Here is a 25,186-nt window from a genome sequence, read left to right as displayed (position 1 = left end):
CGGGTTAACGTTCGCCGCATGACGTGGGGTGTGTACGGCGGGTTCCTCGCCATGATGGTGGTGCTCGCCGTGGCACCCGGGCCCGACAGCATGGTCGTGCTGAAGAACGCGCTATCGGGCGGCGCCCGCGGTGGCGCGTGGGCGTGTGCCGGCATCGCCGTGGCCAACTTCCTGCAGGGCACCCTCGCCGCGCTCGGCCTCGGGGCCGTGATCACGAACTCGCGCCCGATCTTCGAAACCGTGAAGTGGCTCGGTGTCGCCTACCTCTGCTACCTCGGGTTCCAGGCGCTGCGCGACGCCTGGCGCGGTGACTACCAGTCGCTCGCCGAGGCGAAACGCGCCCGCCAGAGCGCCTTCCACCGCTGGCGCGAGGGCTTCCTGTCCAACGTGACCAACCCGAAGGTGCTGGTCCTGTACCTCTCGGTGCTGCCGCAGTTCCTCACGCCCGGCGTCACCACCACCGGCGACGCCCTGCTGCTCGCCTACACCGTCGCCGCCGTGGGCGCGGTCTGGCAGGTCCTGCTGCTCCTGCTGGTGCACCGCGTGCGCGCTGGCTCGAGCGCCGCCGCGTGCGCCGCACCCTCGACGGCGTGACCGGCACGGTCCTGATCGGCTTCGGCGTGGGGCTGGCCCTGGAGGCCTAGAGCGTCTCGTCGAGCCAGTCGAAGACGGGGGCCGTCGCGAGCCGCTGGGCGCCGACGTGGCAGTGGGCATCCGCGCCTTCCTCGTAGGTGAACGAGAGCAGCGTCTTCGGCCCGGTGAGCCGTTCGTTGACCCGGCGAGCTTCGGGCTGGGTTTCGCCGTCGCCGTTGAAGAACAGGTCGTCGGCGGCCTCGCAGACCAGCGTCGGGCACTTGATGCGCTCGGCCACACCGCCGTCGAGCGTGTAGGGCAGGTACTTCGCGAGGAACTCGCGGTCGGTCGCCGCGCCCATCACGTACCGGCCGTGGTCGGTGGCCCATCGGCCGGCGGCCAACGGCTTGTCGAGCTCCTCGTCCTGCGGCGCGTTGGCGCGGCGCTCGATCGCCGTGCGATCCCAGGGCTGGAACGCCGTGACCGCCGAGCCGACGTCGAACACGCCGGCCACGGCGACGACCGCCTTGATGCGCTCGTCGAAAGCCGCGCCGCGCGGCGCGAGCATGCCGCCGAGGCTGAGGCCGAGCAGTGCGACCTTGTCCGGGTCGACGCCCGCGTCGGCGAGCACGAAGTCGAGCACCGGGCCCACCACGTGCTCCCAGGCGGGCCGGAAGACGAGCCCGTCGCGGTGGATCGCGCTCGGCTGGCGGCGGCCGTCGAACGCCAGCACGTGGTAGCCGCGCTCCTGTCCCCCGGCGGCGCCGAAGAAGTGCACTTGCTCCGCACTGCCGTCGAAACCGTTGTGCGCCAACAGGTTCGGGCGACGGGCGGTACCGGACGCGCGGTAGAAGTAGCCGCGCAGCACGTGGCCCTCATACGGGAGCTCGACGCGCTCGACGCCCGCGAACCCCTCGATCGCGCGGTGGAAGCATTCGATGCTGCGGTCGTAGGCGTCGGCAATGCGCGGGTCGGCGGAATTGCCGTGCAGGAAGAACTCGGCCGAGCGGTAGTAGGTGGACGCGCGCAGGTAGGCGTCGCGAGCGCTGGTCGGGTGCGCCTTTGTGCTGCAGCCCGACGTCACGCAGGCCATCACCGAAGCGGTGCTCGACGAGTTCGTGGACATGGGTTACGGCCGGCTGTCGATGGAGACCGTGGCCAAGCGCGCGGGCGTCGGCAAGAGCGCGCTGTACCGCCGCTGGCGCTCGAAGCACGAGATGATCTCGGCGGTGGTTTCGGAGTTCGGCGTGAGCCGCGCGCCGGAACCCGACACGGGCACACTGCGCGGTGACCTGCGCGAATCGGTGCAGGCGGGGTACGACTGGCTCACGCACCCGCGGTTCGCCCGGATCCTGCCGGACCTCATCGCGGAGGGCGCCCGCGACCCGGAGCCGGCCGAGGACATGCGCAGCAGCATCGGCGGCCCCCGCCGCGAGCTCGCCCGCCCACTGTTCGAGCGCGCTGTCAAGCGCGGCGAGCTACCGGCCGACACGGACGTGGAGCTGGGGCTCGACCTGCTCGCAGCGCCGATCTACGGGCGCCTGGTGGTGCGCCGGGAGCCGCCGGACCCTCAATTCCTGGACGGGTCGTCGAGCACGTGCTCCGCGCGCTCGACGCCCGCCCCGGGGACTGACTACGCGCGCTCGGGCTCCCCCGCCACGCGTTCGATGCGCGCGCCGAGGCGGTTGAGGTTCTCGACGAAATGCGGGTAACCGCGGTCGATGTGGAAGACGTCCCAGACCTCGGTGACGCCCTCGGCGCACAGGCCGGCCAGCACGAGGCCGGCGCCGGCGCGGATGTCGGAGGCCCAGACCGGCGCGCTGGAGAGCTGCTCGACCCCGCGGACCACGGCGTGGTGGCCGTCGGTGCGCGCGTCTCCCGAAAGCCGGATCATCTCTTCGATGAAACGGAACCGCGCCTCGTAGACGTTCTCCGTGATCATCGACGTGCCCTCGGACACGGCCGAAAGCGCGACGGCGAACGGCTGCAGGTCCGTGGCGAAGCCGGGGTAGGGCAGCGTCACCCAGTCGACCGCCTTCGGCCGCTCCGGCTGCACGACGCGGAAGCCCTTCTCGTCGAACGTGGTCACGTCCGCACCCGCGAGGCGAAGCTTGTCCAGCACGAGGTCGAGGTGGTGCGGGTTGACGCCGCGCACGGTCAGGTCACCCCGAGTCATCGCCGCGGCGAAGGCCCAGGTGGCGCCGACGATCCGGTCGCCGATCACGCGGTGCTCCGTCGGGCGCAGGTGCTCGACGCCGTGCACGGTCAGCGTCGACGTGCCGGCGCCCTCGATCTTCGCGCCCATCTCGACGAGCATCGTGCAGATGTCGGCGATCTCGGGCTCGCGCGCCGCGTTGTCGATCACGGTCGTGCCCTCAGCCAGCACGGCGGCCATCAGGATGTTCTCGGTGGCGCCGACACTCGGGAAGTCGAGCCAGATCTGGGCGCCGACGAGGGATTCGGCGTTGGCGACCACGCAGCCGTGTTCGATCGTGCTCGTGGCGCCGAGCTTGCGCAGGCCGTTCTGGTGCATGTCCAGCGGCCGCGAGCCGATCGCGTCACCGCCGGGCAGCGCGACCACGGCCCTCTTGAGCCGCCCGACCAACGGCCCGAGCACGCAAACGGATGCGCGCAGCTTGCCCATCGCCGCCGAGTCCGCGCGGTGCGACAGCTCGGCGGGCGTGGTGATGCGCGCTGTGTCGCCGTCGATCTCGACCTCGCAGCCGACGCTGCGCAGGACGTCGCCCATCAGGGGCACGTCGAGGATCTGCGGGCAGTTCGTGATGGTGGTGGTGCCCTTGGCCAGCAGGGCCGCGGCCATCAGCTTCAGCACGCTGTTCTTGGCTCCGACCACGTCGACCTCGCCGACCAGCCGTGCCCCGCCGTGCACGTCGAAGTGCTCGCTCATGGCCGCCAATCATGCCCTCTCGCCCAGTTTCGGCACACGCGGGGCCGGTAGAGTCGGGCGCATGGTCGTTCGCATCAACCGCGTCTACACCAAGGTCGGCGACAGCGGCACCACAGCGCTCGGCGACGGCTCGCGGATCCCGAAAACCTCGCCCCGCCTGGGCGCCTACGCCGACACCGACGAGGCCAACTCCGTCATCGGGCTGGCCATCGCGATGGGTTCGCTGAGCGACGAGATCGCCACCGTGCTGAGGCGCGTGCAGAACGACCTGTTCGACGTCGGCGCCGACCTGTGCCTGCCGATCCAGGAAAATCCCCCGTATGAGCCACTGCGCATCACCGAGGCCTACCTCGAGCGCGTGGAGGGCTGGTGCGACGAGTTCAACGAGCGGCTGCCGAAGCTCACGTCGTTCATCCTGCCGGGCGGCACGCCGGGCGCGGCTTACCTGCACCAGGCGCGCACCGTCACGCGGCGCGCGGAGCGGTCGGCGTGGGCCCTCGTGGAGGCGGAGCCGGACACGACCAACCCGATCGCCGTGAAGTACCTCAACCGGCTGTCCGACCTGCTGTTCATCCTCGGCCGGCTCGCCAACCCGGACGGCGACGTGCTGTGGAAGCCGGGCGGCTAGCCCGGCACCGAACGGGTCAGCGCAGTTCGTGAGCGGACCAGTACCGCTCGTAGTCGACGTCCCACGTCGAATCGGCCCCGGGCTCGACGTCCTGGGCCGTGGTCATGTCCTCCAGCCGCACGTGCTCGGGTAGCTGCGCCCAGCGACGCTTGCGGTCGGCCTGCTCCTCAGGCACCATCACCCCAGGGTACTGCGTCGGCTGTCACCAATCCGGCCACAGTCACGGCGGGAAGCGTCGCCATCCGGGGAAGGTCCGGTTGCGTGCCCGCCTACTTTTGGGCTGGTTGGTGAAGCTTCTCAGGACGCGTGCGGCAGCATTCGTCCCGGCGGAGCCGACTCCAGCCAGGACAGGAACCCGGTGAGCGCACCGGGCCCCATCGCGATCTCGATCGCTTCCTGCGTGGGCGACTCACACCGCAGGACCGTGGATCCTTCCGGTACCGCGTACGCCTCCGTGCCGGACGGGTCCCGCCGGTCGGCGATCTGCATGCTCTCGCGCTGGAACACCCGGTCCGGGCCGCTGCGCAGGCTCCAGACGCGGTACCAAACGAACTCGTCGCCTTCGTAGCGCCCGAGCCCGAGGTGCCAGCTGGCGCGCGGGTTGTCCGGACGCCACCGCAGCGCGACGCTCACGCCACCGCCGCGGCGCATCCGGATCCACCGCTGGCCGTACCAGGCCGCCAGCACGGCGAGCACGATCAGGAGCCCTAGCACCACGATGGCGATCTTCACGGCCCGGCTCCTGCTCGTCGCTCGATCAGACTGACTGACCGGCCGCGCGGAGCTGAGCCGTTGCCCTGGTGCGCTCCGACTCGTCGTCCGCGGTCAGGGCCGCCTTGGCCGCGTCGATGTCGATCTCGTCGGAAAGCTCGGCGCTCTCGGCGAGCACACTCACCCCGGTGGCGGTCACCGACAGGAAACCACCGTGCACGGCGGCAGTGAGGATCTCGCCGTCGGTCGTGGTCACCTTCACCACGCCACCCTCGACGAGCTGGCCGAGCACCGGCTCGTGGCCGGGCATGATGCCGATCTCGCCCTCGGTGGTCTGCGCCACCACGAAGGTGGCGGTACCCGACCAGAGCCGGCGCTCCACGGCCACCAGCTCCACGGACATCTCAGCCACGTAGCACTCCTTCGCTCGGGGTGTCACCACCGAGTGTAATAGGTCCGGCTTCGGTTACGAGAACGGCGGGGGCGGGTGTCCATATAGGACACTGCCCCCGCCGCGCTCAGACTGCGTCTTTCAAAGAATCACTTCTTGGTGATTTCCTTGTACTTCTTCTCGAGGTCCTCGAGGCCACCGATACCCAGGAACGCCTGCTCCGGGTAGTGGTCGAAGTCGCCCTTCGAGATGCGGTCGAACGACTCGATCGTCTCCGACAGCGGCACGGTCGAGCCCGGGATCTGCGTGAACGCCTCGGCGACCAGCATGTTCTGCGACAGGAACCGCTCGATGCGGCGCGCGCGCTGAACGGTGAGCTTGTCCTCTTCCGAGAGCTCGTCCATACCGAGGATCGCGATGATGTCCTGCAGTTCCTTGTACTTCTGCAGGATCCGGATGACCTCGGAGGCCACGCGGTAGTGGTCCTCACCGACGATGGCCGGGTCGAGGATCGTCGACGTCGACGCCAGCGGGTCCACCGCCGGGAAGATGCCCTTCTGGAACACCGACCGCGAAAGCTCGGTGGTCGCGTCCAGGTGGGCGAACGTCGTCGCCGGGGCCGGGTCGGTGTAGTCGTCCGCCGGCACGTAGATCGCCTGCATCGAGGTGATCGAACGACCACGCGTCGAGGTGATCCGCTCCTGCAGCTGACCCATCTCGTCGGCCAGCGTCGGCTGGTAACCCACGGCCGAAGGCATGCGGCCCAGCAGGGTCGACACCTCGGAACCGGCCTGGGTGAACCGGAAGATGTTGTCGATGAACAGCAGCACGTCCTGGTTCTGCACGTCGCGGAAGTACTCCGCCATCGTCAGCGCGGACAGGGCGACGCGCATACGCGTGCCCGGCGGCTCGTCCATCTGACCGAAGACGAGGGCGGTGTCGTTGATGACGCCGTCCTCGGACATCTCCAGGAAGAGGTCGTTGCCCTCACGGGTGCGCTCGCCGACACCGGCGAACACCGAGGTGCCACCGAAGTTCCGGGCGACGCGGGTGATCATCTCCTTGATCAGCACCGTCTTGCCCACTCCGGCGCCACCGAACAGCCCGATCTTGCCACCCTGCACGTACGGGGTCAGCAGGTCGACGACCTTGAGGCCGGTCTCCAGCATTTCCGTCTTGCCCTCGAGCTGGTCGAAGGGCGGCGGGTTGCGGTGGATGCCCCAGCGCTCGAGGTCCTCGCCGTAGCCGGGCTCGTCGAGGCACTCGCCGAGGGCGTTGTAGACGTGGCCCTTGACCTTGTCGCCCACCGGCACCGTGATGGGGCCGCCGGTGTTGGTGACCTCGGCACCGCGGACGAGACCGTCCTGCGGCTGCAGCGAAATCGTGCGGACGAGGTTGTCACCCAGGTGGCTGGCGACCTCGAGGGTCACGGTCTTGCGCAGCTGCTCGAACTCGATGTCGACCTTGAGCGCGTTGAACTGGTCGGGAACGGAACCGCGCGGGAACTCGACGTCGACGACCGGCCCGGTCACCGAGACGATGCGCCCCTTGGCGCGCGGGGCTTCAGTACTGGTCATCAGTCATCACTTCCTGCTGCGGTGAGCGCGTTCGCGCCACCGACGATTTCGGAGATCTCCTGGGTGATCTGCGCCTGGCGGGCCTGGTTCGCCTCCCGCGTCAGCGTGTTCACCAGATCGTTCGCATTGTCCGACGCGGCCTTCATCGCGGTGCGGCGGGCTGCCAGCTCGGACGCGGCCGACTCCAGCAGCGCCGAGTACAGACGCGTGTTGATGTACTTCGGCAGCAGCGCGCCCAGCAGCTTTTCGGCGCTCGGCTCGAACTCGTAGCTGGGAAGCAGCTCGCCCGCGGGCTTCTGCTCCTCACCTTCGGTGTACTCGACCTCGAGCGGGGCGACCCGCTTGGCGATCGGGCGCTGCGTCAGCATCGAGACGAACTCGGTGTAGACGACGTGGATCTCGTCGACCCCGGCGAGCGCGCCGGGCGCGCCCGCTTCGGTGCCGGACAGGAACGACTCCACCAGCGTCTCCGCCGCCGCGACCGCGTCGGTGTACGCCGGCTGGTCGGAGAAGCCCGTCCAGCTGTCGACGACCTCGCGGCCCCGGAACCGGTAGTAGTTCAGGCCCTTGTTGCCGGTGACGTAGACCTCGGGCTCCTTGCCCTCCTCACGGAGCAGGGCGAGGAGTTCCTCGGTCGCCTTCAGCACGTTGGTGTTGTACCCACCGCACTGGCCCTTGTCGCTGGTGACGACGAGGACCGCGGCCCGCTTCGGGTTGGGGCGCTCGACCAGGAGCGGGTGGTCGAGGTTCGCCGCCGCACCGGCCAGCGCCGAGAGCACCTTGGTGATCTCGTCCGCGTACGGCCGGGAAGCGGCGACCTTCGCGCGCGCTTTCGTGATGCGCGCGGTGGCGATGAGCTCCATCGCCTTCGTGATCTTGCCGATCGACTTGGTCGCCTTGATGCGCGACCGAAGTTCCCGGAGTTGTGCGGCCATGAGCTATCAGCTCACTTCTTCGGGGCGGGCTTGTTGACCTTGACGGTCTCCTGCCCGACCTTGTCGGCGTCCATCGCGTCGGCGTTCGACTCCAGGGGCTTGCCCTCGGAGGTGGTGAACTCCTTCTTGAACTCGTTCACCGCGGCCACGAGCGCGTCGCGGGTGTCGTCCTCGAACTTGCCGCTGTCGCGGATCGCGTTGAGAACCTCGGCGTGCTTGCGCCGGGCCGAGTCCAGGAACTCCTGGTTGAAGCGACGCACGTCCTCGGTCGGGACCGAGTCGTAGTGGCCGTTGGTGCCCAGCCACACCGTGCAGACCTGCTCCTCGACCGGGATCGGTGAGTACTGCGGCTGCTTGAGCACCTCGTACAGGCGCGCACCACGCTCGAGCTGCGCCTTCGACGCGTCGTCGAGGTCCGAGGCGAAGGCGGCGAACGCCTCCAGCTCGCGGTACTGCGACAGGTCGATGCGGAGCGAGCCGGAGACCGACTTCATCGCCTTGACCTGCGCGGCACCACCCACGCGGGACACCGAGATGCCCACGTCGATGGCCGGGCGCTGACCGGCGTTGAACAGGTCCGACTGGAAGAAGCACTGGCCGTCGGTGATCGAGATGACGTTCGTCGGGATGTAGGCCGACACGTCGTTGGCCTTCGTCTCGATGATCGGCAGGCCGGTCAGCGAGCCGGCACCCAGCTCGTCCGACAGCTTGGCGCACCGCTCGAGGAGACGGGAGTGCAAGTAGAAGACGTCGCCGGGGAACGCCTCGCGGCCCGGCGGGCGGCGCAGCAGCAGCGAGATCGCGCGGTAGGCGTCGGCCTGCTTGGTCAGGTCGTCGAACACGATCAGGACGTGCTTGCCCTCGTACATCCAGTGCTGGCCGATGGCCGAGCCGGTGTAGGGGGCGATCCACTTGAAGCCGGCCGAATCGGAAGCCGGGGCGGCGACGATGGTCGTGTACTCCATCGCGCCCGCGTCCTCGAGCGACTTCTTGACCGACGCGATCGTGGAGCCCTTCTGGCCGATCGCGACGTAGATGCAGCGGACCTGCTGCTTCGGGTCGCCGGTCTCCCAGTTGGCCTTCTGGTTGATGATCGTGTCCACGGCGACGGCGGTCTTGCCCGTCTTGCGGTCACCGATGATCAGCTGGCGCTGGCCACGGCCGATGGGCGTCATCGCGTCGATGGCGGTGATGCCGGTCTGCAGCGGCTCGGACACCGGCTGGCGCTCGACCACCGAGGCGGCCTTGAGCTCCAGCGGACGCCGGGTCGTGGTCTCGATCTCGCCGAGCCCGTCGATGGGCGCGCCAAGCGGGTCGACGACCCGGCCGAGGTAGCCGTCGCCGACCGGCACAGACAGGACCTGGCCGGTCCGCTTGACCTGCTGGCCCTCTTCGATCGTCTCGAAGTCGCCGAGGATGGCCGCACCGATCGAACGGGCGTCCAGGTTCAGCGCCACACCGAGGACGCCGCCCGGGAACTCGAGCAGCTCGTTGGCCATGGCCGAGGGGAGGCCCTCGACGTGGGCGATACCGTCACCGGCGTCGGCGACCACGCCGACCTCTTCCCGGTTCACATCCGGGGCGTAACTCGAGACGTAGTTCTCGATCGCACTGCGGATCTCGTCCGAGGAGATCGTCAGCTCCGCCATTTCGTTCCCGCTCTCGCTTCTGTTCTGTCCAGTGTGCAAAGTCTGTGGTGCCGGGCGCACCCGTCAGGCGCGGCTCAGCCTGCGGCGCACCGCCGCCAGCTGGCCGGCCGTGCTGCCGTCGATGACCTCGTCGCCGACGCGGACGACGAGCCCGCCGCCCAGCCGGGGGTCCACCTCGACGTGCAGCGCGAGGGTCCGCCCGTAGATCCCGTTGAGCTTCGACCCGAGCTGGGCCTGCTGCTCGTCGGTGAGGGCGTTGGCGCTGGTCACGTACGCGACCGAACGCTCACGCCGTTCCGCGGCCAGCGCGACCAGCTTGTCGAGCCCGTTGCCGACCCCGCGCCCCTTGGCGCGGCGCACGACCTGCTCGACGAGGGTCTCGGTGACCACGTCGACCTTGTCCGCGAACAGCCCGCGGACCAGGGTCCGCTTGGCGTCGGCGGGAGCGGCCAGGTCGGACAGCGCGGTCTCGAGCTCCGAGGAGCCCGAGACGATCCGCGCGACCTGGAACAGCTGGGACTCGACGGTCTCGACGTTCCCGGTCTTCTCGGCGGAGGTGAGCAGCGCCGAGCGGCCGAGGGACTCGAGCCCGTCCACCAGCTCGCGAGGGCTTGACCAGCGGCTGCCCGCCACGGCGTCGAGCACCTTCAGGGCCGGTTCGCTCAGCTTCCCGTCGAACAGCCGGCGGACGAGGCCCTGGCGGCTCTCCGGGCTGGCCGAAGCGTCGCTGACCGCCCGGCGCAGGCCGATTTCGCGGTCCAGGAGGTCGACGACCGAGAGCAGCTCGTCCCCGACCGTCGCGGGGTCGGCACCCGCGTCGGCCAGAACCTCGCCGAGACGGGTCTCGGCGAGGTCGAGCGCTTCACGGCTCGCAGCATGCAGCGTCATCTCTGGTCTACTTCCCCGCTCCGTTGGTGGCGGTCTCCAGCTCCGAGAGGAACCGGTCGACGGTGCCGCGGCGGCGCACCTCGTCCTCGAGCGACTCGCCGACGATGCGGCTCGCCAGCTCCACCGCGTTGCGGCCCATGTCGGCCCGCAGCTCGGCGATGATCTGCGCCTTCTGGGCCTGCAGCTGGGCCTGCCCCTGCGCGACGATCCGCTGGGACTCGGACTCGGCCTCGGCCCGCAGCTCCGCCTTGATCTGCTCGGCTTCGAGCCGGGCGTCGTCGCGGATCTTCGCGGCCTCGGACCGGGCCTCGGCCAGCTGCGCCTTGTACTCGGCCAGCGCTTCTTCGGCTTCGGCCTGGGCCTTCTCGGCCTTCTCGATGCCGCCTTCGATCTTCTGCGCCCGCTCCTCGTACGCAGTCTCGAAACGCGGGACCACGTACTTCTTCAGGATGAACAGCAGGATCAGGAAGGCGACGATGCCGAGGATCAGCTCCGGGATGTCCGGAATGATCGGGTTGGTGTGCTCTTCGGCCGCCAACACCAATTCGGTCTTCAGCACGGCGTCTCCTTAGTGATGAGAGATGAGCGAGTCACTCAGGAGGCGATGAAGAAGATGACGATACCGATCAGCGCGAGGACCTCGGTGAGCACGAAGGTCGAAAAGCCGATGCCCTGCAGCTTGCCCTGGGCCTCCGGCTGACGCGCGGTGCCGTTGATGACCGCGGCGAAGATCAGGCCGATGCCGATGCCCGGGCCGATCGCGCCCAGGCCGTAGCCGATGGCGGCGAGGCCGGGGTTGATGTCGACGGCCTGCGTGGCGGCCTGGGCGAGAACGAGGTTGGCGCTCACTTGCATTTCCCTTCACTTCGGTCCGCGCACTCACGCGGATCGGGGGCTTGTGTGTTTCTCAGTGCTCCGACGCCAGCGCGGCGCCGATGTACCCGGCCGACAGCAGGGCGAAGATGTAGGCCTGCAGCACCTGGATGAAGGCCTCGAGGAAAGTCATCAGGATCGCCAGGACATAGCCCAGGATCGACACCGGCTTGAGAGCCCAGCCCGAGGTCTCCGTGAGCAGGAAGGTGCCGCCCAGGGTGAACACGATGATGATCAGGTGGCCGGCGAACATCGCGGCGAAAACACGGATGGCCAGCGTGAGCGGCGTGATGAAGAACTTCTGGAAGAACTCGATCAGGCCGTAGAGCGGAAGCACGAACTTCGGGATCCCCGCCGGCGCCAGCTGGTTCTTCAGGTACCCGCCCAGGCCGTACTTCTTGATGCCCACGTAGTGGTACACCGGGTAGACCACCAGCAGCGACATGGCCAGCGGGAAGCCGATCCGCGCCATGGTCGGGAACTGGAAGAAGGGAATGATCCCGAAGAGGTTGTTCACCAAGATAAAGGTGAACAACGCTAGAACCAGCGGGATGAACGGCTTGAACTCTTTCGAGCCGATCTGCTGCCGCGTGATGCTGTTGCGGCTGAAGTCATAGAGGGACTCGGCGATGAACTGGCCCTTGGTGGGCACGATCTTCAGCTTGCGCGAAGCCACCAAGAAGTAGCCGGCGACGATGACCAAAGCGATGATCACCAGCAGCTTCGGCTTGTTCAAGCCCCACTCGCCAGACCCCAAAAACGGCGGCAGCTCGAAGGCATCAGTACCAGGGGGCGTGAAAGTCGCACCCTCGGTCAGTACCAGCGCGATCACTGCGCTCCTCCCGGTTCTCCCGGCCGGCGTTCACTCCGCCGGGGGAATCGTCACGATCTGGACTTAACGTACCCGATACGCACGAGCACGCCGGAGGCGGCCAGCCCCACCGCGCAGTGAATGATTCTCATGCCCTGCACAGAGGTTGGCTCGCAAGAGCACTGCCCTGCAATCCACTTCGGACCAGCGGCTGAGGGGCGGAACCATCGGGTCGCCACACTGCTGGTCGCGGTTCGTTTGAGGGAGTGCGCGGGCGAGGCCGCCACCCTTGACGCGGACCCTACCAGCAGGTCAATCGGTGCCGTACACGCGTACTTCATACCAACCGATCAGCTCAGGACTTAGGTCCCGAGTCCATCCAGGACCCAAGTCCGGGATGCGTGCGACCGGTTCCGCAACAGCACAGGTGAGCGCCTCGGCGAGGTGGGCCGCCAACCCGAAAGTCGGCTGACGTGTTTCAGGTCACACTCGGATGCCCCAGTGCGCTCTCACCGTCGGTAGCCGAGGGTACCGGGTTTCGGTCAGGACGGGATGATCGTCGGGATCTTCGTCTTGCGGAAGGCCACGAACTCGGCCGCGGCGGACACCATGATCGCCACGATCATGGTGATGCCGAGCGACAACGGGTGCAGCTCGGTCACGCCCTTGAGCAGCTTGAGCGCGACGAACAGCACCACGACCTTGATCACGTATCCACCGAGCGCGATCACCATGACGAACATCGGATCCTGGCCCGCGCTGAAGCGCATGAGCCCGAGCGTCGACAGGGCCGCCAAGATCGCGAGCACCGCGCCGACCAGCGAGCCGAGGAAGCCGGGCAGCCCGAAGACGATGCTGAACACGGCGATGCACACGATCACCGCCGGCGGCGTGACCAGCAGCGAAGCCTTCGTCATCGCGCGAGCAGCCTGCAGCACCACCTTGGCGTGCGGGTTCTCCGTCGCGTCGGTCGAGGTTTCGGTTTCGCTCACAGCTGGCTCCCTACTCGGTTCGGCGTCGAGTGTAGAGACCCTGGTGAACGGAGTTCTGAGCCCCCGGCCGACGACTTGGCCGCACACACAGCCGCCCCGGGTCCACAGAGACGTGAAACCAGGGGCGGCGGAATTCATTTCAAAGACCCCGCCGTCCGCAGCAGAATTGAAACTCGATGCTTCGCTCGACCACTATTGCCAAGCATGAATCGGGGGACAGCTCACGCAGCCCAGGGGTGCCCCGGATTGGTGCACGTCTGCTCATTCAGGTCCATACCGGACGTCGTGGTGATGTTGACTTTGACCGTCTGCCCGGACCGACACACGCAACAGCGTTGCCGACGAACACGAATCCGGCCAGAACCTGAACGGACCGCCCGTCGTTCGTGCAGTGGTGGGTACCGGATCCAGTCCGCCGAGGTCCCCCACCACGGTGCCCATCAAAGGACCCGTAGCCGATCCCCCCGGTTCCTCGGGCCGGCCGCGCTCGTCGGCTCCGACGTCGCAGCAGTTTTGGACACGTTCTTCGTTTCGAGTTCCCTCCTCATCGACCAACCCGAAGGAGCAGAATCACAACTTGCCGAAGGCGTCGAAGATTAGCTGCGGCGAAGTGATCATGGTGAACACTTCGCCAACCTTTCCCGATCGAGGGGCCATTCCTGAAAAGCGGACCGCATTCGCGAACACTCAGCCCGCAGAACGGTGCCGTGCCCTCAACCTCGGAACCAAGGACACCAGCACAGCCACCACCAGACCCGCCCCGATGACCCAGAACACGGCCGTGTCGTCGAACAGCGTCACCGACACCGCGCCGAAGGCCAGGATGCCCGCCCACAAGTAGATGAGCAGGACGGCCCGCCGCTGGGAGTGGCCGATCTCGAGCAGGCGGTGGTGGAGGTGCATCTTGTCGGCTGCGAAGGGGCTTTCGCCGCGGCGGGTGCGGCGGATGACGGCCATCACGAGGTCCAGGACGGGCACGAAGAGCACCGCCACGACCACGACGAGCGGGGACAGCAGGGCGAGCGCGTCGGAGGCCGAGAAGCGGGTGTAGCTGACGCGCCCGCTCGCGGACGTGGTCGCGCCGGCGAGCATGAGGCCGATCATCATGGAGCCGGAGTCGCCCATGAATATCTTGGCGGGTTGGAAGTTGTAAGGCAGGAAGCCCAGACACGCGCCGGCCAGCGTTGCCGCGATGAGGGCCGGCGGGTACGTGCCGAAGTCACCGCCGGTGCTGTCGAGCAGGCCGAGCGAGAAGGCGCACGTGGCTGTCGCGGCGATGAAGCCGAGGCCGCCCGCGAGGCCGTCGAGGCCGTCGACGAAGTTCATCGCGTTGACCATCACCACGACCATCACGACGGTCAGCAGTGCGCCCTGGTTCTTGTCCAGCACCAGCACCGAGCCGAACGAGTCGCCGGTACCGCCCCACGGCACCCAGAACGACACCCACTGCACGCCGAACAGCACGAGGATCCCCGCGCACATCACCTGGCCGGCGAGCTTCGTCCACGCGTCGAGCTCGAACCGGTCGTCCAGCGCGCCGATGAGCGAGATGACGCCGGCCGCCAGCAGCACGCCGACCGAGTCGAGCGAGGCGTCGAAACCGTGGCTCAGCGCGGGCAGCTGGTGCGCCAGGCCCATCGCCGCGGCCACACCGAGGTAGATGCCGACGCCGCCCATGCGCGGGATCGGCACCACGTGGACGTCGCGGGCGCGCGGGTTGGCGATCGCGCCGATGCGGATCGCGACGCGGCGGACGACGCCGGTGAGCAGGTAGGTCACGGCCGTCGCGGTCAGCGCGACGAGCAGGTACTCCCGGATGGGGAGAAGTCCTTGCACAGGGGGCATGACCGCGTCACACCTGCCGGGGGGTCCGAGTCACCGCGTCACGCTACCGCGACCGGGTGTCACGCCGTTCAACGGAGCCTCCCGTCCGCGGGGCCACTGTGGACCGCTCAGGCGAGCGACTCGACGGGCACGCCCATGACCTCGGCGATCGCCGCGCGCGTGACCGCTCCTTCGCGCAGCACCACCGGATTATCGCCCGTGAGGTCCACGATCGACGACGCCACGGCCTCGCCGCTCGAACCGCCGTCGAGGTACACCGACACCGAGTCGCCCAGCTGGTCCTGCGCCTCGGCCGCGGTGGACGCGGGCGGGCGGCCGGAGACGTTGGCGCTCGACACGGCCATGGGGCCGACGTCGCGCAGCAGCTCCAGCGCCACCGGGTGCAGCGGCATCCGCAGCATCACGGTGCCGCGCGACTGCCCGAGGTCCCACTGCAGGCTCGGCGCGTGCGGGAGCACGATCGACAGGTCGCCCGGCCAGAACGCCTCCACGAGCGCCCGTGCCTGCGGCGGCAGGCCGAGCACGAGACCATCCACTGTGGACCACGAACCGACGAGCACGCCCACGGGCATGTCCGGACCGCGGTTCTTCGCGCGCAGCAACGCCTGCACGGCGCCCGCGTCGAAGGCGTCGGCACCGATGCCGTAGACGGTGTCGGTGGGCAGTACCACCAGCCGGCTCGACCTCACCGCCGACGCCGCGGCGGCCAGCCCTTCGGCCCGGGACTCGCGCTTGCTGCAGTCGTACACCGCACTCATGCCGCGAAGCCTAGCCTTCGTCCCCGGGCGCGCCCCAACGTGGCGTTGGTTGCGTTGAGCGCACCCAATGCGGCGTCCGGTGCGTTGAGCGCACCGAACGCCACATTGGGGCGCTTCGGCCGGGACGCGGGGTCAGAACCCGATGGCCGTGCAGGTGGTGGTGCTCGTCTTCGCCGGGTCGCTCACCGACGTGGCGGTGAGGTTGACCCGCGCCGTGTACGGCGCGCCCGGTGTGCGTTTCGCGAAGGCGGCGATCTGGGCGGTCTGCCCGAACTTCGCCGTCGCCAGCTCGTTGGGCAGCCGGATCTCCCAGCCCTTCGCGTCGGTGCTCGCGCTCAGCCGGTAGGTGTCGCTGTCGTACGGTGCCTTCGCCCCGCGCGCGGAACCGGTGTTGAGCAGGCGGAAGTCGCACGTGGCGAGCCCGCCCTTGGTGAACGCGGGCAGCGCCGGCCACAGGTGCGCACCGCGCGCCTGCGGGCCCGAGCCGTCGAGCGAGGCGACGGTGACCGTGTACGACAGCACGCCGCGGCGGTCACGCGCGAGGTCGGTGACGAGGAAGTGCAGCCGGTTGGCCTCGTCGGTGTACTCGTACGCGCCCGAGGAGCCCGTGCCGGCCTTGAACGCCGCGTCGTTGAGCTGCCGGTAGTCGCCGACGGTGATCTTCACCGGCGTGCCGTCCGGCTTCACGTAGTCGGTGAGACCGATGTCCTGCGGGTTCGCGTCGACGATCCACTCGAACGGCGCCGCGTCCTTGTTCTTGGTCTTGGCCAGCAGCACGCCGGAGTCGGGCGCGAAGGAGTCCGAGCCCATCCGGTCGACGACCTCGAGTGTGTAGTTGTCGTAACCGCCGCCGTCGCACAGCGGGTCGCTGTTGCGGTCGCACTTCGGGGCCTTGTCGCCGCCCGGGAGCGCGATGTTCAGGCCCGTGTACGCACCCGGTTCCGGCGCCGCCTCGCGCGCGGTGATCCGAGCCGTCACGGGGCCCGTCTTCGCGAGCTGGTCGCGGTCGAGCTGCAGCACGTCGGCGGGATCGACGATGCCGAGCTTGAGCTTGTTGCGCAGCATGTGGTGCGCGCCCATCGACCCGCCCTCGGTGGCCGGGATCTGCCAGCGCGTGTGCGGGCCGCCGGGGCCGTTAAAGCTGCCGCGCGAGAGCATCTCCCACGGGCCGGTGTACGCGCGCTGCGGCGGGACACCGAACGGGTTGTTGTAGTTGTCGCCGATGCCCAGGATGTGGCTGAACTCGTGGGCGTAGGTGCCCTGTCCGGACGATTCGGCCTGCGTGGAGGAGCCGTTCTGCGCGTTGGGCCAGATGCTCGACGCCGAGGCCCACGACGTCCACGGGACGTAGCGCGTGTCGGCCCAGTTGGGCAGGCTCTCGTCGCCGGGCGGGCCGAACTCGTCCGGCACCGCGTCCTGGCTGCCGAACTTCATCTCGCCGAACTCCTGCCACGTCGAGCTCTCGTCCTGGCCCGCGGAGAGGAAGAAGACGAAGTCGAACTGGTCGGCCAGGGCGCCGACGTCGGTTTTCCACGCGGCGCGTGCGTCGGTGCGCAGGTCGCGGTCGCACGTCGAGCCCTGCGGGCACGCGTTGTCCTGGAACTCCATGCCGTACTCGAAGGACTTGCCCGGCATGCGATAGGGCCCGAACGCCGTGAGGTCCACGCCGAAGCGCCCGCCGGAGTCCTCCATCCAGTACTCGTTGATGGTGTGGCCGTGGTTGAGGGTCTCGGGCTTGTTGAGGAAGTCCTGGTAGTACTGCGCCACGTTCTCGCGCGCGAGATTGCCGGCCGACGGGCCGGGGTTGCCGAACACGGTCGAGTGCGGCGGCTTCGTGACCACGAAGTCCTCGTCCGGGTAGTCCGCCAGTACGACGGCGCCCTTGAACGTGCGCTCGGCCGGCTTGAGCGACGGGTCGGCCCAGTTCGTGCCGGGAACCTTGCGGTAGTCGTTCCACGTCATGGCCGCTTGGTCGGCCCAGTGCGCGGAGTCCAGCGGCGCGGGCCAGCCGCTGGTGAACGTGTCGGCGTTCGCCGTGCCGGCGGTCAGCCCGGGCAGCAAGGCGACGGCCGCGACGACCGCGGCCACCTTCGAGACGCGCCTCGTCGTGCGCCGGACAGGGATCCAGGAGGGTCTCATCCACACTCCCCTTCACGATCGGGCCGCCCCGGGGCGGGCGGGCCCGAAGATCGACGGTATTCAGTCGACCGCGGATCGTTAGGGTTGCGAACGAAATCCGCCCCATTGCCTCACGACGAAAGTCGGACAGAGGTGCCGTATCGGCCGAACGCGTCGTTCGAACGGCAGACGGGGACGAGCCGGGCAGAGTCCGAGGTGGTCGCTCCAGCGCGGTTCAGCCGGCGGCGCTCGGGCTGTCCACCGCGTCGACCCGGCGGCGGAGCAGGCAGAACTCGTTGCCCTCCGGGTCGGCCAGCACGTGCCACGACTCCTCGCCCGTCTGGCCGACGTCGGCCGGGCGAGCACCGGCGGCGAGGAGACGCACGAGCTCCGCGTCCTGGTCGCGGTCGGTCGGGTTGACGTCGAGATGCAGCGGCAGTTTGCCGCGCTTCGGCTCGTCGCTGCGGCTGAGCACGAGGGTCGGCAGCGGTCCGCCGAAGCCGCCGGGCGGGCCGATCTCCAGATCGTCGCCCTCCCAGCCGAGCTCGACGTAGCCGAGAACCTCGCACCAGAAGTCCCCCAGGCGCTGGGGGTCGGCGCAGTCGATGACGAGTTCGGTGATCCGGCAGGCCATGCGCGAAAGACTACGGCGAAGCGCGCCGGTTCCGGCCGGCTTCAGCCCAGGCGGCGGGCCGTGACGTAGCGGGCCCGGCCCGTGAAGTCAGGATGGTCTTCGACGGCCGTGAGCACGCGGCGGGCCCGCACGAGCGCCGGCACGGCGGTCCCGTGGGTGTCGTCGTGCTCGATGGCCAGACCTCCGCCCGGACGCAGCAGTCGGGCGCCGGCCGCGATGGCGTGGCGGATCACCGCCAAGCCGCTCTCCTCGGCGAACACCGCACGCGCCGGGTCGTGCTCGGCGACCTCCGGGGGCACGGGCGTGCCTTCGGGGACGTACGGCGGGTTGCAGAGCACCAGGTCGACGAGCCCGTCGAGCTCGGCGAACATCGTCGGGTCGCCGATGTCGCCGGAGTAGAGGCGCACGGGGGTGTCACCCGCGTCGGAATGCACGTCGGCGTTGTGCCGGGCCCACGCGAGGGCCTGCGGGTCGACGTCGACGGCGTAGACCACGGCGTCCGGCCGCTCGTGGGCAACTGCCAGCGCGAGTGCGGCGGACCCGGTGCACAGGTCGACCACCACGGGGAACTCGCGCCCCTGGAGGAACTTCAGGCCCCAGTCCAGCAGCAGCTCGGTCTCCGGCCGCGGCACGAACACGCCGGGGCCCACATTCACCGTGATGTTGCCCAGCGCGGCCCACCCCGTGAGGTACTGCAGCGGGATCCGCTTCGCACGCTGCGCCACGAGCTGTCCGATCGCCTCGATCACCGGAGGGTCGACCAGCGGCACCATCGGCAACCGCCCGCGATCGACCCCGAGCACGTGCGCGGCGATCAGGTCCGCGTCCGTCCGCGGCGACTCCACGCCCGCCTCGGTGAGGATCCGGGTGGCCTCCATGATGGCCAGGCGCAGCGGCTGCCGATTCACTAGTCGTCCTTCACGTCGTCGAGCCTGGTGTCCAGCGTATCCACCCGGCGGCCCGCGACGGTGGCGCCGGGCCGGGAAGGCCGGCCGGGGCCTGTGACCAGGAACGGGCGCCGCGGGTGCCGGAAACCCTTTACCGGAGATCTCCTAAGATGCCGATGTTCCCCGGGCCGCGGATCAAGGCCGTTCGCCCGCTTCGCCGAACAGCCGGAGCCCCAGTGCCGACGAGTCCTCTCACGCTGCCCCAGCGACGCCGGATCGCGTTCGTGTTCCCGATCTACAACGAAGAGGGGAACATCGATCTCCTGCACCGCACGGTCGCCGAGGTCACCGCTCCCCTGGCGGACCGCTACGACTTCAGCTTCCTCTACATCGACGACGGCAGCCGCGACACGTCGCTGGAGAAGCTGACCGAGCTGTCCCGGCGCGACGAGCGGGTCACCGTGATCGAGCTCGCGCGCAACTTCGGCCACCAGATGGCCGTGACCGCGGGCCTCGATCTGGTCGACGCCGACGCGACGATCATCATGGACAGCGACCTGCAGGACCCGCCGCGCGTCGCGCTCGAGCTGATCGAGCGGTGGGAAGAGGGCTACGACGTCGTCTACGCGCAGCGCCGTTCGCGGCAGGACAGCGCGTTCAAGAAGTTCACCGCCGGCGCGTTCTACTGGTTCCTGCGCAAGATGGCGGCCGTCGACATCCCCAAGAACACCGGCGACTTCCGGCTGATCGACCGCAAGGTCGTGGACGAGCTGCGCAAGTACCGGGAGCGCGACCGCTTCCTGCGCGGCCTGGTCTCCTACATCGGGTTCCGCCAGACCGCGGTGCTGTTCGACCGCGACAAGCGCCACGCGGGCGTCACCGGCTACCCGCTGCGCAAGATGCTGCGCTTCGCCGCCGACGGCATTCTCGGCTTCTCCGTCACGCCGCTGCGCATGATCAGCCGCCTCGGCTACCTGATCTCCGCGCTCAGCTTCGTCGGCGTGCTCTACGTGATCGGCGTGAAGCTGTTCGCGCCGTCGACCGCCGTGCCCGGCTGGGCGTTCATCACGATCGCGATGTTCTTCCTCGGCGGCATCCAGATCATCATGCTCGGCGTTCTCGGCAGCTACATCGGCCGCACGTACTCGCAGGTGCAGAACCGGCCGCTGTACGGCGTCGCCTCGGTGCGGACGGGTCTCGCCTCCGACGCTCGCGTCACCTCGAACACGACCGTGCACACCGTAGACACCGTCGACGCGGTCCAGGCGGAGAGCAGGCCCTGATGAAGCTCCTGACCGCGCAGCAGATCCGCTTCGGTGTGGTCGGCGTCGCCAACACGCTCGTCGACGCGGTCGGCTTCGCGTTGCTGTACTCCAGCGTCGGGCTGCCGCTGTTCGTCGCGAACCTGTGCTCGACGACCGCGGGCATGCTGCTGAGCTTCGTGCTCAACCGCAACTTCACCTTCCGCGCCAAGGACGGCGACGTCCGCAAGCAGGTGGTGCTGTTCTTCGCCGTCACCGCGTTCGGGCTGTGGGTGGTGCAGGCCGCGGTGATCTTCGCGGTCGGGTCGCTGCTGCCCCACGTCACGGTGCTCGTGCCGAAGTTCGCCGGCATCGCCGTGGGTCTGGTGTGGAACTACGTGCTCTACCAAAAAGTCGTCTTCCGGCAGCGGACCCCGGTCCCGGTTGCCGCCACCGAACAGCCGGGAGGCACGGTATGACCGCCACGGTGACCGCCGAGGAGCTCACCTCCGAGGATGAACCGAGGCGGCCCGTCGCGGTTTCGCGCGTGCCGCGCTGGCTCACCGGCGACTTCGCCCGCGTGCTGGCCGTGGTGCTCGCGTGGAACGTGGTGCTGATCGCGGTGGCGTGGCTGTTCGGCCCGTCGTCCCCGGTGAGCGAGGGCGTGCCGAAGACGGGCATCGGCTCGACCTGGAGCCTGCTCGCGCACACCTACCGCTGGGACGCCGGCAACTACGGCGACATCGCACAACACGCCTACACCAGCAGCTACGTGCCGCTGCGCGCCTTCTACCCGGTGTTCCCGATCTGCGTGTGGCTCGTGCAGACGATCAGCATCCACCTGATCGGGATCCTCGTCGCGGGCTTCCTCGTGAACGTGGTCGCGACCTGGCTCGCCACCACGGCGCTGCTCAAGATCGCCCGCTTCTACTTCACCAGCGCCCGCGCCCAGTGGCTCGTGGTCGCCGCGTTCCTCACCGCGCCCACGGCGTTTTTCCTGCACTCGTTCTACAGCGAAGCGGTCTTCTGCGCGCTCGGCTTCTGGGCCTACCTGTTCGCGCTGCGGCGCCAGTGGCTGTGGACGGGCCTGTGCCTGATCCCGCTCACGGCCTCGCGGATCACCGCGGCGGTGTTCGTGGGCCTGTGCTTCCTGGAGTTCTGGCGCTCGAAGGACTGGAAGGTGCGCGGCTTGCTGAACTGGCGGCTGCTGTGGTTCCCCGCCGCGTTCCTCGGCCTCGGCGCGCACATGCTGTACATGAAGATCCAGACTGGCAGCGCCATGGCGAGCTTCAACGCGCTCAAGGGCGTGGCGACCTGGTCGTACCACAAGTTCAACCCGAACATCTTCGCCACCGGCTGGACCGAGGCGAAGCTGACGGCCCACGCCCTGCTCGGCGACATCCCGATGGACGGGTGGACGCTGATGAGCCACGTGCTGCCCACCATCGGGCTGGTACTGCTGCTCGTGTCCTCCGTGTACATCTTCATCGCCTTGCGTGCCAAGGGAATCCCGCTCGCGTTGTTCGGCATCGCGTCGATCGTGATGCTGACGATCAACAACAACGTGGTGTCGGTGCACCGCTACCTGCTGCCGTGCCTGGTGATGTACGTGGCGCTGGTGCTGTTCGCCGAGCGCAGGCCGAAGCTGCGCGGCGTGGTCTACGGCGTGCTGTACGCGAACACGACGATCGGCGCGCTGATCTTCCTTCGCTTCGTGTCGGGGTACTGGGCGGGTTGACCGCGGCCCGCGCCCCGGCACCGGTCTGGTGGCGGTGACCGAGGTGCGCACACACTGCGGCCCGGCACCGCGCTGCCTACACTCGGCCGGGTGCGAACCAAAGACCTCCGCTTCGGTCTCGCCATCTTCGGCGCTTCCCTCGCCCTGCTCCTGGTCCGTTTCCTCGTCCCCCGCCCCATCGGCATGGCCGACAACGGCGACGGCTGGCGGCTGCTCTGCAAACTCGGCGGCAAGCAGCTCGACCGCCCAGCGGAAGGTTTCGTCCGGTTCAACTACGGCGCCGGGGCCCCGTGCACGAGTGAGTACGTTTCGAGCCAGACCTGGCTCGACTGGCTCGCGAGCAAAGCCGGCCACCTCTTCGGCTCGAGCGCCATCCTGAACCTGCTGGTCCTCGGCGCCGGTACCTGCGTGCTCGTCGCGGTCGCCATCACCGCCGCGGTCACCGGCCTCGACCTGGACCGTCGCGGCAAGGTCGTCGCGGCGGTCCTGCTGACGCTCGTGATGGGTGACTCCGCGTTCTTCGGCTACTTCGCCTCCACGCTCAGCGAGGGCGCGGCCTTCCTCGGCATGCTGCTGATCGCCGGCGGCCTCGTGCTGATGCACCGCGACCGCGCCCGGCGCTACGCCGGCGCCGGCATCACCGTCCTCGGCGGACTGATCGGCATCAACGCGAAGTCGCAGACCCTGTTGCTCATCCCCCTTTTCGTGCTCGCCGTGCTGCTGGTGAAACCCCAGGGCGCGCGCGGCGGGGCCAGCTGGGCGCTGCCGCTCGCGGTGCTCTTGCTCGTGGGCGGCGGAACGTTCGCGGTGCAGTCGCACGGCGACCCAGCCAACGCGGAGTACCGCGAGGCCAACGTATCCAACGCGATCTTCGACTCCATTGTGGACGGCAGGCACGACACGAATGCCGATCTGGCCGCACTCGGGCTGCCACAATCGTTCGCGAAGTACATCGGCACCGGCTGGTGGACCCCGGGCGCGGCCAAGACCGACCCGCTCTACCCGCGGTACCGCGACGAGATCAGTCGCCGCAACGTGCTGGCGTACTACGAGTCGCACCCCGTGCGCGTCGCGCAGATCCTGCAGCAGGGCGGCGTGAACACGCTCACCGCGCGGCCCGACAACCTCGGCAGCTTCGATGAGCTCTCGGGCCAGGCGTGGCTGTCGAAGGAGTACCGCGTGCCGCTGTTCTCCGGACTCGCGGTGCTGGCCGCGCCCGCCGGGCTGTTCGTGCTGGTCCCTCTGTGGCTGCTGATCAGCTGGACCGCCGTGCGCGCCTTCCGGCGGGGGCGGCGCGAATACGGCCTCGTGGTGCTGATGCTGACGTTCTTCGCCGTCGGGCAGCTCGGGTTGTCCGCGCTGGGCGAAGGCGTGGAAGGCGTGAAGCACCAGCTGCTCACGCTGTTCCCGACCGTGCTCGCGCTCGCTTTCGCGATCCTCAGCCTGCTGCCGCGCGCCGACGAGCCTCAGAAGCCGCAGCGGGAACGCGAGGACGACGAGCCGCTGACCGAGGAGATCGCGGCCGTCGTCTGAGGCGGCTCAGGTGTCTGAGGCCACAGAGACGGCAGGGCAGAGTCAGCCGGACTGCGCGGCCAGGCGCTCCTCGCGGTCGGCCGTCGCCAAGGCGTCGAGGACGCCGTCTAGGTCGCCGTCGAGGACCTGGTCGAGGTTGTAGGCCTTGTAGTTCACCCGGTGGTCCGAGATGCGGTTCTCGGGGAAGTTGTAGGTGCGCACGCGCTCTGAGCGGTCGACAGTGCGGACCTGCGAACGGCGGGCGTCCGAGGCCTTCGCGGCGGCCTCTTCCTCGGCGATGGCCTGCAGGCGCGCCTGCAGCACCTGCAGCGCGCGGGCGCGGTTCTGGATCTGCGACTTCTCGTTCTGGCACGAGACGACGATCCCGGTCGGCAGGTGCGTGATGCGCACGGCCGAGTCGGTCGTGTTCACGCTCTGGCCACCGGGGCCGGAGGAGCGGAAGACGTCGATGCGAAGGTCATTGGGATCGATCTCGACCTCGACCTCTTCGGGTTCGGGGTAGATCAGCACGCCGGCCGCAGACGTGTGGATGCGGCCTTGCGACTCGGTCGCCGGCACGCGCTGCACGCGGTGCACGCCGCCCTCGAACTTCAGGCGCGACCAGACGCCGTCGACGTCCGCGGTCTTGCTCTTGATCGACAGCGTGACGTCCTTGAAGCCGCCAAGGTCGGAGTCGGTGGAGTCGAGGACCTCGGCCTTCCAGCCGTGGCGCTCGGCGTAGCGCAGGTACATGCGCAGCAGGTCGCCCGCGAACAGCGCGGACTCCTCGCCGCCTTCCCCGGACTTGACCTCCATGACCACGTCGGAGCCGTCGTACGGGTCGCGCGGCAGCAGCAGCTCCGTGAGGCGGGACTCGAGGTCGGGGATCTTCGCGGCCAGCTCGTCGGCCTCTTCCGCGAACCCCGAGTCCTCGGCCGCCAGCTCCTTGGCCGCGGCGAGGTCGTCGCGCGTCTGGTCGAGCTCCCGCACCGCGCGCACGACGGGGCTCAGCTCCGCGTAGCGGCGGCCCAGCTTGCGGGCCTTGGCCTGGTCGGCGTGCACGGCCGGGTCCGCCAGCTGCTCTTCCAGCTGGGCGTGCTCGGCGAGCAGCCCCTTGAGCGAAGTCGAATCCACTTCCGTGCCTTCTTCCGGGCCTAGTACCACCAACGACAGAATTTCACCGACAGACAGCAAACGGCGCCCACTCGCACGTGCGAGTGGGCGCCGTGGGCGAAGCTACTTGGCGTCGTTCTTCTGCCGCTTGCCGTAGCGCTTCTCGAAGCGCGCAACCCGGCCACCGGTGTCCATGATCTTCTGCTTGCCGGTGTAGAACGGGTGGCAGTTCGAGCAGATCTCGACGTGGATCGCGCCCGAGTCCTTGGTGCTGCGGGTGGTGAAGCTGTTCCCGCAGTTACAGGTGACCTGAGTCGTCACGTACTCAGGGTGAATACCGCTCTTCATGGTGTCCTCTCTCGTTGGCCCCGGGTCCCCAGGATCGGGGTGAACCGGTGCCGGAC

General features: G+C 68.9%; 26 protein-coding genes and 1 pseudogene. 7 read left to right on the top strand and 20 right to left on the bottom strand.

The genetic code is table 11. The annotated features are described in order from the left end of the window. Positions 1-18 precede the first annotated feature (18 nt). Positions 19-644 (top strand): annotated as a pseudogene (locus tag AB0F91_RS04555) (LysE family translocator). Here AB0F91_RS04555 and AB0F91_RS04550 read toward each other — a convergent pair. After that, positions 641-1,657, bottom strand: coding sequence for an alpha/beta fold hydrolase (locus tag AB0F91_RS04550; RefSeq protein ID WP_360594677.1), 1,017 nt, complete (start codon positions 1,655-1,657; stop codon positions 641-643). The pseudogene AB0F91_RS04555 and the gene AB0F91_RS04550 overlap by 4 nt on opposite strands. Here AB0F91_RS04550 and AB0F91_RS04545 point away from each other — a divergent pair. Then, positions 1,638-2,285, top strand: coding sequence for a TetR/AcrR family transcriptional regulator (locus AB0F91_RS04545; RefSeq protein ID WP_360594675.1), 648 nt, complete (start codon positions 1,638-1,640; stop codon positions 2,283-2,285). The two genes, AB0F91_RS04550 and AB0F91_RS04545, sit on opposite strands and share 20 nt — an antisense overlap. Here AB0F91_RS04545 and murA read toward each other — a convergent pair. Continuing rightward, positions 2,207-3,481 carry a UDP-N-acetylglucosamine 1-carboxyvinyltransferase gene (gene murA, locus AB0F91_RS04540; RefSeq protein WP_360594673.1) on the bottom strand — a complete coding sequence of 425 codons (1,275 nt, stop codon included), beginning with the start codon at positions 3,479-3,481 and terminating at the stop codon, positions 2,207-2,209. The two genes, AB0F91_RS04545 and murA, sit on opposite strands and share 79 nt — an antisense overlap. Before the next feature lie 61 nt (positions 3,482-3,542). Between murA and AB0F91_RS04535 the strand changes: the two genes are divergently transcribed. Further along, positions 3,543-4,109, top strand: coding sequence for a cob(I)yrinic acid a,c-diamide adenosyltransferase (locus AB0F91_RS04535; protein WP_360594672.1), 567 nt, complete (start codon positions 3,543-3,545; stop codon positions 4,107-4,109). A gap of 16 nt (positions 4,110-4,125) precedes the next feature. Here the strand turns inward: AB0F91_RS04535 and AB0F91_RS04530 are convergent, their stop codons facing one another. The 16 genes from AB0F91_RS04530 to prmC form a co-directional block, all read right to left on the bottom strand. Next, positions 4,126-4,287, bottom strand: a complete 162-nt coding sequence (locus tag AB0F91_RS04530) for a hypothetical protein (RefSeq protein WP_360594670.1) — start codon at positions 4,285-4,287, stop codon at positions 4,126-4,128. A 119-nt stretch (positions 4,288-4,406) separates the two neighbouring features. Next, complete coding sequence (locus tag AB0F91_RS04525) at positions 4,407-4,841, bottom strand: DUF2550 domain-containing protein (RefSeq protein ID WP_220243810.1); 435 nt, start codon at positions 4,839-4,841, stop codon at positions 4,407-4,409. Between the two features lie 25 nt (positions 4,842-4,866). Further along, a complete protein-coding gene (locus AB0F91_RS04520) occupies positions 4,867-5,232 on the bottom strand; it encodes a F0F1 ATP synthase subunit epsilon (protein ID WP_360594669.1) in 366 nt (121 codons plus the stop codon). Positions 5,233-5,360: 128 nt separating this feature from the next. Beyond that, entirely contained in the window at positions 5,361-6,788 is a 1,428-nt protein-coding gene (gene atpD / locus AB0F91_RS04515) for a F0F1 ATP synthase subunit beta (RefSeq protein WP_360594667.1), read from the bottom strand. Further along, on the bottom strand, positions 6,788-7,723 hold the full coding sequence (locus AB0F91_RS04510) for a F0F1 ATP synthase subunit gamma (protein ID WP_360594665.1): 936 nt from the start codon (positions 7,721-7,723) through the stop codon (positions 6,788-6,790). The genes atpD and AB0F91_RS04510 overlap by 1 nt, the downstream gene beginning before the upstream one ends. A gap of 11 nt (positions 7,724-7,734) precedes the next feature. Further along, a complete protein-coding gene (gene atpA / locus AB0F91_RS04505; RefSeq protein WP_360594663.1) occupies positions 7,735-9,372 on the bottom strand; it encodes a F0F1 ATP synthase subunit alpha in 1,638 nt (545 codons plus the stop codon). 63 nt (positions 9,373-9,435) lie between these two features. Continuing rightward, positions 9,436-10,260, bottom strand: coding sequence for a F0F1 ATP synthase subunit delta (locus AB0F91_RS04500; RefSeq protein ID WP_360594662.1), 825 nt, complete (start codon positions 10,258-10,260; stop codon positions 9,436-9,438). A 7-nt stretch (positions 10,261-10,267) separates the two neighbouring features. Further along, positions 10,268-10,819, bottom strand: coding sequence for a F0F1 ATP synthase subunit B (locus tag AB0F91_RS04495; protein ID WP_360594660.1), 552 nt, complete (start codon positions 10,817-10,819; stop codon positions 10,268-10,270). A gap of 35 nt (positions 10,820-10,854) precedes the next feature. Beyond that, the gene (locus AB0F91_RS04490) at positions 10,855-11,115 is read right to left on the bottom strand and encodes an ATP F0F1 synthase subunit C (protein WP_360594658.1); all 261 of its coding nucleotides are present in this window, start codon (positions 11,113-11,115) and stop codon (positions 10,855-10,857) included. Between the two features lie 52 nt (positions 11,116-11,167). Beyond that, positions 11,168-11,965, bottom strand: coding sequence for a F0F1 ATP synthase subunit A (gene atpB / locus AB0F91_RS04485; protein WP_360594656.1), 798 nt, complete (start codon positions 11,963-11,965; stop codon positions 11,168-11,170). A 521-nt stretch (positions 11,966-12,486) separates the two neighbouring features. Beyond that, positions 12,487-12,936 (bottom strand): hypothetical protein, encoded by a 450-nt coding sequence (locus AB0F91_RS04480; RefSeq protein ID WP_360594655.1) that lies wholly within the window; start codon positions 12,934-12,936, stop codon positions 12,487-12,489. Between the two features lie 687 nt (positions 12,937-13,623). Continuing rightward, positions 13,624-14,781: an MraY family glycosyltransferase gene (locus AB0F91_RS04475; RefSeq protein WP_360594653.1), complete on the bottom strand. Its 1,158-nt coding sequence runs from the start codon at positions 14,779-14,781 to the stop codon at positions 13,624-13,626. A 107-nt stretch (positions 14,782-14,888) separates the two neighbouring features. Beyond that, positions 14,889-15,539 (bottom strand): L-threonylcarbamoyladenylate synthase, encoded by a 651-nt coding sequence (locus AB0F91_RS04470; RefSeq protein ID WP_360594651.1) that lies wholly within the window; start codon positions 15,537-15,539, stop codon positions 14,889-14,891. 132 nt (positions 15,540-15,671) lie between these two features. After that, the gene (locus tag AB0F91_RS04465) at positions 15,672-17,678 is read right to left on the bottom strand and encodes a M6 family metalloprotease domain-containing protein (RefSeq protein WP_360594649.1); all 2,007 of its coding nucleotides are present in this window, start codon (positions 17,676-17,678) and stop codon (positions 15,672-15,674) included. A 214-nt stretch (positions 17,679-17,892) separates the two neighbouring features. Next, the gene (locus AB0F91_RS04460) at positions 17,893-18,291 is read right to left on the bottom strand and encodes a VOC family protein (RefSeq protein WP_360594648.1); all 399 of its coding nucleotides are present in this window, start codon (positions 18,289-18,291) and stop codon (positions 17,893-17,895) included. Positions 18,292-18,332: 41 nt separating this feature from the next. Beyond that, positions 18,333-19,199: a peptide chain release factor N(5)-glutamine methyltransferase gene (prmC, locus tag AB0F91_RS04455; RefSeq protein WP_360594646.1), complete on the bottom strand. Its 867-nt coding sequence runs from the start codon at positions 19,197-19,199 to the stop codon at positions 18,333-18,335. Positions 19,200-19,414: 215 nt separating this feature from the next. On the opposite strand from prmC, the gene AB0F91_RS04450 reads away from it, so the two are divergent. The 4 genes from AB0F91_RS04450 to AB0F91_RS04435 all read left to right on the top strand — a co-directional run bounded on the left by AB0F91_RS04450 (position 19,415) and on the right by AB0F91_RS04435 (position 23,690). After that, positions 19,415-20,461: a glycosyltransferase gene (locus AB0F91_RS04450; RefSeq protein ID WP_360594645.1), complete on the top strand. Its 1,047-nt coding sequence runs from the start codon at positions 19,415-19,417 to the stop codon at positions 20,459-20,461. Beyond that, complete coding sequence (locus tag AB0F91_RS04445; protein ID WP_360594643.1) at positions 20,461-20,898, top strand: GtrA family protein; 438 nt, start codon at positions 20,461-20,463, stop codon at positions 20,896-20,898. The genes AB0F91_RS04450 and AB0F91_RS04445 overlap by 1 nt, the downstream gene beginning before the upstream one ends. Next, positions 20,895-22,157, top strand: coding sequence for a hypothetical protein (locus AB0F91_RS04440; protein ID WP_360594641.1), 1,263 nt, complete (start codon positions 20,895-20,897; stop codon positions 22,155-22,157). Before AB0F91_RS04445 ends, AB0F91_RS04440 begins: the two co-directional genes overlap by 4 nt. 90 nt (positions 22,158-22,247) lie before the next feature. Then, entirely contained in the window at positions 22,248-23,690 is a 1,443-nt protein-coding gene (locus AB0F91_RS04435) for a hypothetical protein (protein WP_360594640.1), read from the top strand. 42 nt (positions 23,691-23,732) lie between these two features. On the opposite strand, the gene prfA is transcribed toward AB0F91_RS04435, so the two are convergent. Both prfA and rpmE read right to left on the bottom strand, forming a co-directional pair. Further along, positions 23,733-24,803 carry a peptide chain release factor 1 gene (gene prfA / locus AB0F91_RS04430; RefSeq protein WP_360594639.1) on the bottom strand — a complete coding sequence of 357 codons (1,071 nt, stop codon included), beginning with the start codon at positions 24,801-24,803 and terminating at the stop codon, positions 23,733-23,735. A gap of 102 nt (positions 24,804-24,905) precedes the next feature. Then, the gene (rpmE, locus tag AB0F91_RS04425) at positions 24,906-25,130 is read right to left on the bottom strand and encodes a 50S ribosomal protein L31 (RefSeq protein ID WP_220243829.1); all 225 of its coding nucleotides are present in this window, start codon (positions 25,128-25,130) and stop codon (positions 24,906-24,908) included. Positions 25,131-25,186 lie beyond the last annotated feature (56 nt).

This window comes from Amycolatopsis sp. NPDC023774 (assembly GCF_040639695.1).
Taxonomy (GTDB): Bacteria; Actinomycetota; Actinomycetes; order Mycobacteriales; family Pseudonocardiaceae; genus Amycolatopsis.
Note: the sequence above shows the minus strand (reverse complement) of the source record. Positions and strands in the feature narration are given on the sequence as shown.

What these genes read in the sequence shown, in the direction of transcription:
- murA (WP_360594673.1), bottom strand. Translation starts at nt 3,481, where the DNA reads ATGAGCGAGCACTTCGACGTGCACGGCGGGGCACGGCTGGTCGGCGAG.
- AB0F91_RS04535 (WP_360594672.1), top strand. Translation starts at nt 3,543, where the DNA reads ATGGTCGTTCGCATCAACCGCGTCTACACCAAGGTCGGCGACAGCGGC.
- AB0F91_RS04530 (WP_360594670.1), bottom strand. Translation starts at nt 4,287, where the DNA reads ATGGTGCCTGAGGAGCAGGCCGACCGCAAGCGTCGCTGGGCGCAGCTA.
- atpD (WP_360594667.1), bottom strand. Translation starts at nt 6,788, where the DNA reads ATGACCAGTACTGAAGCCCCGCGCGCCAAGGGGCGCATCGTCTCGGTG.
- AB0F91_RS04510 (WP_360594665.1), bottom strand. Translation starts at nt 7,723, where the DNA reads ATGGCCGCACAACTCCGGGAACTTCGGTCGCGCATCAAGGCGACCAAG.
- atpA (WP_360594663.1), bottom strand. Translation starts at nt 9,372, where the DNA reads ATGGCGGAGCTGACGATCTCCTCGGACGAGATCCGCAGTGCGATCGAG.
- AB0F91_RS04500 (WP_360594662.1), bottom strand. Translation starts at nt 10,260, where the DNA reads ATGACGCTGCATGCTGCGAGCCGTGAAGCGCTCGACCTCGCCGAGACC.
- AB0F91_RS04490 (WP_360594658.1), bottom strand. Translation starts at nt 11,115, where the DNA reads ATGCAAGTGAGCGCCAACCTCGTTCTCGCCCAGGCCGCCACGCAGGCC.
- AB0F91_RS04475 (WP_360594653.1), bottom strand. Translation starts at nt 14,781, where the DNA reads ATGCCCCCTGTGCAAGGACTTCTCCCCATCCGGGAGTACCTGCTCGTC.
- AB0F91_RS04470 (WP_360594651.1), bottom strand. Translation starts at nt 15,539, where the DNA reads ATGAGTGCGGTGTACGACTGCAGCAAGCGCGAGTCCCGGGCCGAAGGG.
- AB0F91_RS04465 (WP_360594649.1), bottom strand. Translation starts at nt 17,678, where the DNA reads ATGAGACCCTCCTGGATCCCTGTCCGGCGCACGACGAGGCGCGTCTCG.
- AB0F91_RS04460 (WP_360594648.1), bottom strand. Translation starts at nt 18,291, where the DNA reads ATGGCCTGCCGGATCACCGAACTCGTCATCGACTGCGCCGACCCCCAG.
- AB0F91_RS04445 (WP_360594643.1), top strand. Translation starts at nt 20,461, where the DNA reads ATGAAGCTCCTGACCGCGCAGCAGATCCGCTTCGGTGTGGTCGGCGTC.
- AB0F91_RS04440 (WP_360594641.1), top strand. Translation starts at nt 20,895, where the DNA reads ATGACCGCCACGGTGACCGCCGAGGAGCTCACCTCCGAGGATGAACCG.
- rpmE (WP_220243829.1), bottom strand. Translation starts at nt 25,130, where the DNA reads ATGAAGAGCGGTATTCACCCTGAGTACGTGACGACTCAGGTCACCTGT.